A 10,660-nucleotide genomic window follows, 5' to 3' on the forward strand; every position below is an offset into this window, starting at 1 on the left:
CTACAAGAATTCTGTGCCATTTATAAAATGTACTTCTCGGCACATTCTTTTGCTTACAAAATTCATATTTACTTACATTACTTTTTTTATATTCTTCTACTAGCTCTTTCCATTTTTCATTACTTATTCTTTTTTTCTTTTTTTCTAATAGCATCATTAGCCTCTATTTTTTTAGGCTTTTGTTCTACCACTTATTTTTATTCTTGCCTAGATGCCCTTATTTTAGCGCTTACATTGTAAATTAATATTAAATCTTGTAATCAATCATCATAAGATCAAACAACTTAGTCATTACATCTTTCTTTTGTCTTCAAGGGCCAATAATTTCGCAATTGTCCTCACGAGCCACGTGAGTATTATGATTATCCAGCAACCCTACTTATCTGATTTATTTATAGATTGCCACCAATACCTTTTCACATCCTCACAATAACAACTAGATGCACTGTTCAATATGCAAAATCTCATGTTTATCTAATAATTTAAGCAACTGAGACTTCTTTAAGCTTTTTACAATAAATATTGTAATCTGACAAAACAATATATAAAGAATTAACTAGCTTTTCTACCATCTCCTCAGTATGGAATGGATTTGCAGTTATCCTTAATCTTTCCTCACCTTTAGGTACTGTTGGAAAGTTAATACCTTGAACATATATTGAATGATCCTTTAATAAATTTGTGTATACATCGTTACATAATTTAGCATCATTAATCATAATCGAAATAATATGCGTTTGATTTTCTAAAAAACTAATACCTTTATTTATAAGTTTATTCTTCAATATAGATACTATATTTTTTAATTTCTCTCTTTCAGCATTTGATTTTCTAAGATGTTTTATACTAGCAAATATAGCATTTGCTATTGCAGGAGGAAGTGATGTAGTAAAAATAAATCCTGGAGAGTAGCTCCTAATACTATCAACAATTTCATATTTTGAAGCAATATACCCACCTATCACACCATAAGCCTTTGCAAATGTACCTTGAATAATATCAACTTTATCTTGAAACCCTAATTCTTCACATATCCCTGCACCTTCTTTTCCATATATACCAACTGAATGAACTTCATCAACATAAGTTAATGCATTATATTTTTCAGCCAATTCACATAACTTACCAACAGGAGCTACATCACCTGACATAGAATAAACAGCTTCAAACACTATCAATTTAGGACAGTCATAAGGATATTTTTTTAGGATATTCTCTAAATCATCCATATCATTATGCTTAAAAATTACTTTCTCAAGCTTGCTCTCTTTAATACCATAAATAATAGAGGCATGATTATCTTCATCTGAAAATATAACACAATTTGGAATAATTTTAGAAATAGTGGATAATGTAGCTTGATTAGCTATATAACCAGAAGTGAAAACAAGAGCTGATTCCTTATTATGTAGATTACTAATCTCGTTTTCAACTTTAATTATAGAATCACTAGTCCCGGATATATTTCTAGTGCCACCAGATCCAACTCCAAATTCATAAGCACCTTTAGCTAAAGCATCTATAACTATTTCATTTTTACTCATTGAAAGATAATCATTGCTACACCAAATATCAATGTCTCTATTATGCTTTAAACTAAAAGCCTTAACCTTATTAGCAGGATTACCCTTTAATTCAGTAAAAACCCTATACCTTCCTTCACTCTTAATTTTTGAAAGAGCTGAAAGAAAGTATTTTTCCATTTTGTAAAAAAGTTAAATTTTTATATGCTTTTTTTTTCTGCCACCTTATTTGACTTATTTGATTTAGCTAATTTAAGGCCAAGCCCTGCTAAAATAGCAGCATATCCAAAGCATAAATAACAAATACTTGAAGTCTCTTCCCCATGATGATGGTGAATACCAAAACCTGAAGCAATACCAATAGAACTTAATAATAAAATAGTTGGAGAAAAATCAAAATTTTTACCAGTTATTTTTTTATTAATTTTCCCACCAATTATTAAAGCAAAAATAATAATCAATGGAGCAACGTGTAAGAAGTTAATTAGCTTTTCTATCATAATTTAATTACGTTTAAATGTTATTATTCATATGATTAATATATAATTTATACTTTATAATCAAGCAAAATCTAATTTAAAATTAATTAAATTAATCATTTGCAATAATCTCAGTAAGTGTTAATCCAACTTTTTCATCAATAAGGACTATTTCACCTTTGGCAACTAATTTATCATTGACAAACAAATCAACTGGATCACCAGGTTTTTTATCTAATTCAATCTTATCACCTTTATTTAATTTCAATAAATCACTTACCTTAAAATCCGTTTGTCCTAAAACAACTTTCAACCTCATAGGCACATCATAAATAGCCTTAAGATTTAAGTTGATTCCATTTTTATTCTTAATATTATCTGTTTCTGTAGACATAGTACCTTACCAATATAATTAATTATAAATTATTTTTAAAAATTTCTTCTAAATCTTCTTTAACTTTTTTCGTATCCTTCTTTATCACCCCATTACCCAAATCAATTTTGCAATCATTAATACTTATTGAATTATCTTTAATTAATTTTATTTTTATCATTGAATCTTTATGTATATTATTTAAATAATCCTAAATTTGAATAAAATTATCTGGATTAATCATTATTTTAATTTCACTTGTATGAGATAATAATGGTAAATTATTGCTTAAAAATTCTAAAATTGCTTCATTTGGAAATTTTTTGTTTAGTTTTCCTACTAACTTTTCTGCAATTATATAACTTAGTTCAACACAATCATTTGCTAGATTTTCATATTTACTTTCAATCGTCTCATTTATATTAGCTAAATTGGTATCAATTTTTTCTAATATACTATAAGTATTATCTTCCTTTACTTTATCTAAAAGTTTTTTTTGAGCAACTTCGCACTCTGACCACCCCTTATTAAAAGAATCAAGTTTTAAAATTTCAATCTTTTCTTTTGTATAATGATCTTGTTCTACAACAATTTCTTTTTTTGCCAATATATCACTAGTTACTTTTAAATCTTTACCAGTATATTCATCCTTGATATTTTTCTTTGTTGCATTTTCTTCTATACTAATATCATCATTAAAATTATAAAACGTAAATTTTTTTACCTCAAGCTCCTTCATATTAATTTGATTCATTTACAATATCTTTTAAAGTGACTTGTCCTTTATTAATTAATTCCCTTAAAACTACTAAAGTATTTTTTTGAGATAATTCAGCTTCTTCAAATTTAACATTACTAGAATTCTCAATTTCTTCTATTAGAATTTTAGCAGCTCTTGCCGACATATTATTAAAAAAACAATTTTTTATATCATCATCTGCAAATTTTAATGCTTTAGGTAAAATTGATTTATCACAATACCTAATAAGCATCTGCATACCCCTTGAATCAACCCTTTTAATATCATCAAAAATAAGCATATGCTTTCTCACCAAACGAGCTTTATTTTCATCATATTTTTCCAAAAGATTAAAAAATGTATTCTCGTTCTTTTTATCAAAATTATTAAAAATATCTGCAACCACTTGGTTATTATCAATTTCCCTAGATGAATCTGATATTTCAATTAAATCTTTACGCAAAGTATTTTCCAAATTCACTACTACATTTTTACTCACTTCTTCAAGATTTAAAATCCTTTTAATTACTTCAAAAGAAAAATTATCAGAAAATTTAGTTATAATACTAGATGCTTTTTGAGATGGAAGCTTAGATAAGATAAAAGCAACAGTTTGTGGATATTCATTTTTTAAATATTCAACTAATGATTTATCATTCATATTTGATAGTGATTCGCAAACTTGATTCATAGGACTATCAATATTTCTCATGATATATTCTACTTTTTCTTCGTCAAATACTTTATATAAAAATCTCTTTAATTTTGGTAAATGGCCGCCTAATAAGCTTGCACTACTTATTTTATCAGCAAAACAAGATAATATATCCAAAACTATTTCAGTGTCCATTTCTTTTAAATTTGCTATTTCATTTGATATCTTATAAACATCATCATCTGATAATTGCTTTAATATTTTTGCAGCATTATCTTCACTTAAAGTTAAAAGCAATACAGCTGCACTTATAATGTTCTCTTGATTTAAATTGTTTACTTCCATAATAAAACTAATTATTGATATTTATAAAATTTTTTGATCATTATTGATCCATTTCTTTAGTATTTCTGTTGCTTCCTCAGGGTAATTCTCAACCAACTCATTTATTTTATCTAAGATTTGTTTATGTTTCATTCCTACAGGTATTTTTTACCTCCAGATTCTGAATAATCATTAAGAGCAGAAGATGAAAAATCTTTATTATCCATGTTATCCTCACCAGAATATTTATTATTAGTTCCAAATTTTTTAAAATCAAAAAATTTGTTGATTTCTCCAAATCCACTTTTATTAGCTTCTAAAATCTTTGCTAAAATTGGTCTAAATATTAACAATATAACAAGAATAACGATAACACCAATCATTCCCATTTGGATTAAATTTTTTAAATTATCATCTAGCCAATTAGCTTTCTGAATATCTTTTTCAAAATTATTATCTATAAATTTTAAATTAACAATTTCTATTGTATCACCTCTATTTTGATCATAACCTATAGCAGATTTCACTAAAGCCCCTAATTTTTCTAGTTCTTCATCACTCCTCTTTTCATAAACATTACTTTTAGATTTTTCATCATAAACATAATAACCATCAATTAAAATCCCCACAGATAGTTTTTCAACTCCACCTTCATCTATAATTTTGTTTGTTACAGTTTTAGATATTTCATAATTTGTAATATCATCTAATTTACTTTTTTTCTTAAGTATTGAATTAGAGTTATTTAATTGCTGATTTGAATTTGGAATATTATTTGCAACAGAAATACCATCACCATCATTTTCATCATCTTCTTTTTCTTCACTAACTTTTTTTGATCTGATCACCTGACCATCAGGATCAAATACTTCAGATACCATAACTTGTCTATTAGTGTTGATTTTAGCCGCAACATTTACTTTAACTTTCCCAATACCAACACGACTTTCTAGTAAATTTTCTATTTTTGATTTAAGCTTTTTCTCTACTAAATTTTGATATTCAAATGATTTAAATTCAGAATTATTATCATTAAATAATCCATTATCTTCAGAACCTGGTGCTTTTAAAGAACTACCTATACTATCAATTATACTTATATTATCAGAAGATAGATCAGGTACGGCCTTTTCCACTAAATTAGTAATTGCTTTAATTTCATTTTTTGAAATAGATTCACCTACTTTTAATTTTAACATAATAGATGCTGATGGCGTAACACTTGATTTAGAAAACAACTCTTTCTTTGGTAAAACCAAATGCACTCTTGAATTTTCTACTTGTGACAAACTGTTTATAGTTCTAGATAACTCACCTTCAAGCGCTCTTAAAGCATTTACATTATTTAAAAACTGTGAGCTACTAAGGCCGTTTTCTTTATCAAAAATTTCATATCCAACTAAATTTCCTGATGTTATTAGACCTTTTTGAGCAAAATACATTCTTAATGACAAAACCTTATCAGCTGGCACTAAAATTTGAGAATTTTTTGCACCAACTTGATAATTAATACCCATACTTTGAAGCTTTAAAGTAACAATATTTTGATCTTGTTGTGTTAAATCATTATATAAAGGGCTGTATATTGGCTTAGATAAACTAATAACAAAGTATACTAAAGCAATCAATACAGCTAAAGTTGATAAAGAGAATAAAACTAATTTATAAATTCCAAGTTTTTTTAAAAAATCCATTTAACACACGCCCCACTACCGTCAAAAATCTAAAGAAAAAACCTACACCTTAGATTCTACAATTACAACTAAAATATGTTAGCAATTTTAAATCTATAAATCCAGAAATTTTTTGTATCATTTTGGATTTATACCTTAGCATAACATCAATTATAGCCTAATATTAAAATTTATTGTATATATAAGTTCTTATAGTAACATTTAATTCAAAGCTTTGCTTAAAAAAGAATATAGGTTTAAAAACTTTTTTAAAAAAATTTTAAATCATAGTTTTTTTCTGTTATCTGTAACAAAAATAATTCAACTCTATTTATTAATTGTATTTATCACTTCAAAAATAAAATTAAATATAGATGATGAATCAATTAAGATCTTGAAGTCAAATAAAGTTTGTTTTTTAAGCTTATGGCATGGAAGAATTTTAATTTTTCCTAAAATTATGAAAAAATTTGGAAAATTTAAAGTATTAACTTCCTTACATAAGGATGGAAAATATGTTGATCAATTTGTAAAGCTTTATAATCATGATACTATAAGAGGATCCAGCTTCAAAGGAAGTTTATCTGCAACAAAAGATATAATAAAATCTATACAACAAAATGAACGAATAGTAATCACACCTGATGGACCTAGAGGCCCTAGGTATAAAGTTAATAGTGCTCTTACAAATTTAGCAATAAAATTTAATATACCTATTATTTGTTTATCATTTGCTGCAACAAGATCTAAAACTCTTAAAAGCTGGGATAATTTTACAATCCCTTTACCTTTTACTAAAATTTTAGTAAATATATCTAAACCATATAAATTTAATAATACACAAAACAATGAATTAGAAAAAATAATGATAAAACAACTAAATGACTTAGATCATCAAGTATCTTTAAAAAACAAAAATGTATAGAACAATATATAAAATTATTTCATTAATTGCATCTCCTGTAATTATTTTTTATATGTTTATTAGGTTGATTAGAGGAAAGGAAAACACCACAAGTTTATCTCAAAAACTTACTATTAAATTTGCTAACTATCCAAAAAACAAACAAATAATTTGGTTTCATGCCGCAAGCGTAGGAGAAACTAATATGGCTATTGCACTTATTAAAATTATTTCAGATAAGAGACCTGATTTACATATATTGATGACTACTGCAACACTTACATCTGCTAAAATTTTTAAATTAGAAAAATTGAATAATACAACTCATCAATTTTTACCAATTGATTTAAATTTTATTGTTAAACGATTTATTAACTATTGGAATCCTAAAATTGTAATATTTATTGAATCAGAATTATGGCCAAATTTAATTGATCAAATTAATACAAAAGATATTCCCATGCTCCTATTTAATGGTCGATTATCAGATTCCTCATTTGCTATGTGGAGTAAGTATAAAAACTTCACAAGCTCAATATTAAGAAAATTCTCTGTAATATATACAGCAAGTCAATTAGATTATAATAGATTTATAACTTTTACAAAAGATAATGTTGAATATATCGGACATTTCAAGTACTCATCTCCATCTTTATCTTATTCAGATACTTATGTAAAAGAATTAAAATCTAAACTTAAAAACAAAAATGTTTTTGTTGCAGTCAGCACTCATGATGGAGAAGAGAAAATTATCGTTAAAATTCACAAAGAACTTAAAGAAAATATTTCCAATATATTTACTATTATTATTCCCCGCCATCCATCAAGAATACAAGAAGTAATTTCTTTATCTGAAAATTATAAATTAGATTATATAACTGATATTAAAGATTTTAAGGATGAAAATGATCTTTTATTAATTTCAGCATTTGGAATATTAGGCAACTTTTTTGAAGCCCATGATATAATATTTGTTGGCGGATCTTTTGCTAACATTGGTGGACATAATATTTTAGAACCTGCAAAACAAAATTGTGCAATTATTGTAGGACCTTATACATCAAATTTTAAAGATCTAATAGATGAATTTGTTAAGCATAAAGCAATCATTACTACACAAACTACTCAGCAACTTAAAAATGAATTACAAAAATTATTCAATGATTCTAAATATAAAGAACAACTTATCAAAAATTCAACAAAAATAATCAACAAACAAAAAGATGTTTTTAAAGTTGCACTTAACACTATTTATGAATATCTAAAATAATACTATAATTTTAATCAACATAAAAAGCATTTTAGATTAATTTTTTATATACTGAATAATTTCAAATTCACTTAATTCATTTAGATATTCTTGTAATTTTACCATTCCTATACATGGCCTTGCACCAAATTCACTTAATTCACCTGATAATATTTTTTTAGCTAATATAACTGAAGGTACACATGGAATTTGTATTCCAGAATCATTTTTTGCTATAAGAAACCATTTACGCTCATATACTTGATTAAATTTATCTTTACCTTTTATAATCATATGCATGCCTCCATTATCAGTACCAAAAATGTTAAAAAAATTACTTAATTTTAACAAAAAATCAGCATATTTTTCTAAATTTATTGATAATCCCACTCTTTTTAACCAACTCAATGCCCAGGCACTTAGATGTAAAAAACTACTTTCAATACCAGCAGAAAATTTAATTACTTTTATACCATATTGTTTAGGAAATATATCCAGATCTGGAACATCACAATTTGCCATCCAACGCTTACCTAATTCTGGATATTTTTGCCTGTAAATATCTTGCCAACCATATACTAATTTATTACTGTTGAAAGATGATTTTAATGGCTTTCCAAGATAAGTTAAAATACTTGTTAATGTACTACGACCCCGTGGAGTTCTTTGACCTGGTGTTATTCCGTAAATTAAAGAATCAATTTGAGAAAATTTATTTTTAAATTTTTCTACAACTGCAGATGATAAGCAAGGAACAGTACTAGCACCACTTATAACTATTGTATTAGCTTGTTTTGCTAATTTGTCTAATTCAATAATTCTGCATACAAAATCACGTCCATCAGCAATATCTATATAATGCACTCCTTGTTTAATACAACTCTTTGCAATTGAATAATCAGCTTTTTGAAATGGTCCACAAGTATTTATAACTATTTTTGGCTTTATTATCTTAAGATAGCAATCAAAGCTTGTATTTACATCAAATATTGCTTCCTTCACATTTAATTCTGCTGCAACTTTTTTTGCTTTCTCTTCATTCCTACCAGCAATAGTAATATCTATTCCAGCCCTTACTAATTGTTCAGTAATTATCTTTCCAAAATTACCATAGCCACCAAGAATAAGAATTTTATTCATATTATTTTAAATTTACCATTATAGTCTAAAATCTTTCCAAAACATGAATGAATAATTACTAATGATAATTTAAAATTATTTTCATCAATTGCCCTTTCTTCTGCGTATACTTTACCAATTAATAAACTAAGTGGTATAGGAATAAATTTGCCAAATATATGCCAAACATAACATTTATGCTTTATCTTAACTTTATTTCCATCAAAAATATAATAATAACTCAATACTATACCAAACCTCACAATTTCAACTATAATATTATCTTTGCTTGCTGTAAATTTTGAACAAAATATATATGGATTATGTTTTGAAAAATTAAAATGTCTTTCTAAAATATAACTCTTTGAATATTCTTTACTTTTTGCATAAACCCTCGTTGGAATATTAGTTCCTTCATAAGGCACAAATACTTTAAATAGTTTTAACAAAGGTACTAATATTTTAAAAAATTTAGAAAATCTAATATTCATATTACCGTCAAACACAAGTATATCTTTTGAATACTGCCTATTAGAATAACGTTTTTTTAATACTACTGGCATATTATTATATGATATTATATGAACCTTTAAAAATTACTTTATATATAGGCTCACTATCATGTTTTATTTTCTTAACGCCAATTATTATTAATAAACAAAGACGAACAAACTTTAAAATAGGATAAATTAATTTCAATAACACTTTTGATTTAAATAATTTGCTGTTTATTTTATTAAATAAGTCAGATTGACTGCTAAACATCGCTAATATACACATTCCATCTTCACCATAATAAAATTGTTCTCGATATTTTACTATCAAACCTTCATTTAAATTATATCCTTGTTTTTTAGCTTCTAAAATTAATGGCTGACTAATTCTAGCATTTATAATAACAAGTTCACCAATAGATTTACGAATTTTTAGCATTTGTGCTATATTTTTATAAATAGGACATTCTCCATCATAAATTAAGTATACCACTTCCTGATTATACTTTACCATGTATGATGCTTTATATTTTATAAATACACTTAAACTAAAACTACCCTATTTACAAATAAAAACAAAATTTTTGTTTCATTTTGATTTGCACTCTAGTCATTGCGAATAAATTGTATATTTGTGTAGCAATACAAAAATACATCAAAAAAACGTAATCAATATCACTGGATCACCACACCACTTCCGTAGCTCGTGATGACTGTCAAGAAAAATGTTAGTTCATAATTTCAAGATTTGCTATAAATTTATACCTTTTTATCTGCTGTTCAGGTCAACCTATTACTTATTAACCTAAATTATACTAAATAAATGTTAAGATTTTTATCTAGTTACTAGTATGAATTTCAATTTTGTAATTACTAATAATTTTAAACAAAATTTCTAGATAAGTAAGCGCTAAAATAAGGGCATCTAGGCAAGAATAAAAATAAGTGGTAGAACAAAAGCCTAAAAAAATAGAGGCTAATGATGCTATTAGAAAAAAAGAATAAGTAATGAAAAATGGAAAGAGCTAGTAGAAGAATATAAAAAAAGTAATGTAAGTAAATATGAATTTTGTAAGCAAAAGAATGTGCCGAGAAGTACATTTTATAAATGGCACAGAATTCTTGTAG

The 10,660-nt window shown here is 25.9% G+C and carries 14 protein-coding genes; 3 read left to right on the forward strand and 11 right to left on the reverse strand.

Annotated features, from left to right (window positions below; genetic code table 11):
- The 8 genes from tnpA (EIC27_RS08155) to fliF all read right to left on the reverse strand — a co-directional run.
- A partial coding sequence (gene tnpA, locus EIC27_RS08155) for an IS66 family insertion sequence element accessory protein TnpA (protein WP_410519448.1) occupies positions 1-157 on the reverse strand: 157 nt, incomplete at its 3' end.
- Positions 158-482: 325 nt separating this feature from the next.
- Entirely contained in the window at positions 483-1,703 is a 1,221-nt protein-coding gene (hemA, locus tag EIC27_RS03420; RefSeq protein ID WP_126044741.1) for a 5-aminolevulinate synthase, read from the reverse strand.
- Between the two features lie 20 nt (positions 1,704-1,723).
- Complete coding sequence (locus tag EIC27_RS03425) at positions 1,724-2,023, reverse strand: hypothetical protein (RefSeq protein ID WP_126044742.1); 300 nt, start codon at positions 2,021-2,023, stop codon at positions 1,724-1,726.
- Positions 2,024-2,114: 91 nt separating this feature from the next.
- Positions 2,115-2,396, reverse strand: coding sequence for a flagellar motor switch protein FliN (gene fliN / locus EIC27_RS03430; protein ID WP_126044743.1), 282 nt, complete (start codon positions 2,394-2,396; stop codon positions 2,115-2,117).
- A gap of 22 nt (positions 2,397-2,418) precedes the next feature.
- Positions 2,419-2,556, reverse strand: a complete 138-nt coding sequence (locus tag EIC27_RS07020; RefSeq protein WP_154663845.1) for a hypothetical protein — start codon at positions 2,554-2,556, stop codon at positions 2,419-2,421.
- 30 nt (positions 2,557-2,586) lie between these two features.
- Entirely contained in the window at positions 2,587-3,129 is a 543-nt protein-coding gene (locus EIC27_RS03435; RefSeq protein WP_126044744.1) for a hypothetical protein, read from the reverse strand.
- Entirely contained in the window at positions 3,116-4,114 is a 999-nt protein-coding gene (locus EIC27_RS03440; protein WP_126044745.1) for a flagellar motor switch protein FliG, read from the reverse strand. The genes EIC27_RS03435 and EIC27_RS03440 overlap by 14 nt, the downstream gene beginning before the upstream one ends.
- A 134-nt stretch (positions 4,115-4,248) precedes the next feature.
- Positions 4,249-5,787: a flagellar basal-body MS-ring/collar protein FliF gene (fliF, locus tag EIC27_RS03445; RefSeq protein ID WP_126044746.1), complete on the reverse strand. Its 1,539-nt coding sequence runs from the start codon at positions 5,785-5,787 to the stop codon at positions 4,249-4,251.
- 214 nt (positions 5,788-6,001) lie between these two features.
- Here fliF and EIC27_RS03450 point away from each other — a divergent pair, with 214 nt between their 5' ends.
- Positions 6,002-6,691: a lysophospholipid acyltransferase family protein gene (locus EIC27_RS03450; RefSeq protein WP_126044747.1), complete on the forward strand. Its 690-nt coding sequence runs from the start codon at positions 6,002-6,004 to the stop codon at positions 6,689-6,691.
- A complete protein-coding gene (locus tag EIC27_RS03455; RefSeq protein WP_126044748.1) occupies positions 6,684-7,940 on the forward strand; it encodes a 3-deoxy-D-manno-octulosonic acid transferase in 1,257 nt (418 codons plus the stop codon). Before EIC27_RS03450 ends, EIC27_RS03455 begins: the two co-directional genes overlap by 8 nt.
- A 36-nt stretch (positions 7,941-7,976) precedes the next feature.
- On the opposite strand, the gene EIC27_RS03460 is transcribed toward EIC27_RS03455, so the two are convergent.
- Genes EIC27_RS03460 through EIC27_RS03470 form a run of 3 tightly spaced genes read right to left on the reverse strand, consistent with a single transcriptional unit; the run spans position 7,977 to position 10,046 of the window.
- Positions 7,977-9,059, reverse strand: a complete 1,083-nt coding sequence (locus tag EIC27_RS03460; protein ID WP_126044749.1) for a saccharopine dehydrogenase family protein — start codon at positions 9,057-9,059, stop codon at positions 7,977-7,979.
- Positions 9,056-9,601 (reverse strand): DUF4166 domain-containing protein, encoded by a 546-nt coding sequence (locus EIC27_RS03465; protein WP_126044750.1) that lies wholly within the window; start codon positions 9,599-9,601, stop codon positions 9,056-9,058. The genes EIC27_RS03460 and EIC27_RS03465 overlap by 4 nt, the downstream gene beginning before the upstream one ends.
- Positions 9,602-9,605: 4 nt before the next feature.
- Complete coding sequence (locus EIC27_RS03470; protein WP_126044751.1) at positions 9,606-10,046, reverse strand: hypothetical protein; 441 nt, start codon at positions 10,044-10,046, stop codon at positions 9,606-9,608.
- Positions 10,047-10,533: 487 nt separating this feature from the next.
- On the opposite strand from EIC27_RS03470, the gene tnpA (EIC27_RS08160) reads away from it, so the two are divergent.
- The coding region (gene tnpA / locus EIC27_RS08160) for an IS66 family insertion sequence element accessory protein TnpA (RefSeq protein ID WP_410519461.1) at positions 10,534-10,660 on the forward strand (127 nt) is incomplete at its 3' end.

This window comes from Candidatus Aquarickettsia rohweri (assembly GCF_003953955.1).
In the GTDB taxonomy this organism is placed as follows: Bacteria; Pseudomonadota; Alphaproteobacteria; order Rickettsiales; family Midichloriaceae; genus Aquirickettsia; species Aquirickettsia rohweri.